This window comes from Pseudoalteromonas sp. SG45-1, from assembly GCF_014164135.1.
Classification (GTDB): domain Bacteria; phylum Pseudomonadota; class Gammaproteobacteria; order Enterobacterales; family Alteromonadaceae; genus Pseudoalteromonas; species Pseudoalteromonas distincta.
The window spans coordinates 1-518 of record NZ_JACJEP010000074.1; the positions used below are offsets into that span (position 1 = coordinate 1).

General features: G+C 37.5%; 2 protein-coding genes. Both read right to left on the reverse strand.

The features are described 5' to 3' along the window. A partial coding sequence (locus H5117_RS20810; protein ID WP_259404612.1) for a tyrosine-type recombinase/integrase occupies positions 1-279 on the reverse strand: 279 nt, incomplete at its 3' end. Positions 280-342: 63 nt separating this feature from the next. Then, positions 343-501 carry a phage integrase N-terminal SAM-like domain-containing protein gene (locus tag H5117_RS20815; RefSeq protein ID WP_259404613.1) on the reverse strand — a complete coding sequence of 53 codons (159 nt, stop codon included), beginning with the start codon at positions 499-501 and terminating at the stop codon, positions 343-345. Between the last annotated feature and the right edge of the window lie 17 nt (positions 502-518).

Here is a 518-nt window from a genome sequence, read left to right on the forward strand (position 1 = left end):
ATCTGATACAACAACATAGCGTGACTTATCTCCTTTACCATGTTCAATTAAAATGGTTTTACGCTGTCCATCGATGTCTTGCACTTTGATGCGCAGCAGTTCGCCAATACGCAAACCACATCCATTACACACCACTATCAATGTTTTTAAGCGCATATCCGTGCAACTTTCTATAAGTCGTCGAATATCATCACGCGATAAATAAGTAGGTGCCCGAGGTTTTGCTTTAGGCAAGGCTATGTCTAAGTTCAGTGGGCGATGTAAAATATTCTTAAACAAAAACCAGATACTGTTTATTTGTATTTTTTGACTCGCTCTGGAGAGCTTTCGAATAGGGGATCTTTAAAAAAAGATATTCAGCTCATCATCAGTAATTAAATCGAGTGGTTTATCAAAATAATGGCTGAGTTTAAGCAAATGCTCGCAGTAGCTTTTACAGGTACTTTGTGAATAACCAAGATAGGCTATTTCAGTTTTGACTTGTTCAATGAGTGTATTCATGACTTACCTCCAAGTTA

Excerpts from the sequence above, each read along its gene's own strand:
- H5117_RS20815 (WP_259404613.1), bottom strand. The coding sequence starts at position 501 with ATGAATACACTCATTGAACAAGTCAAAACTGAAATAGCCTATCTTGGT.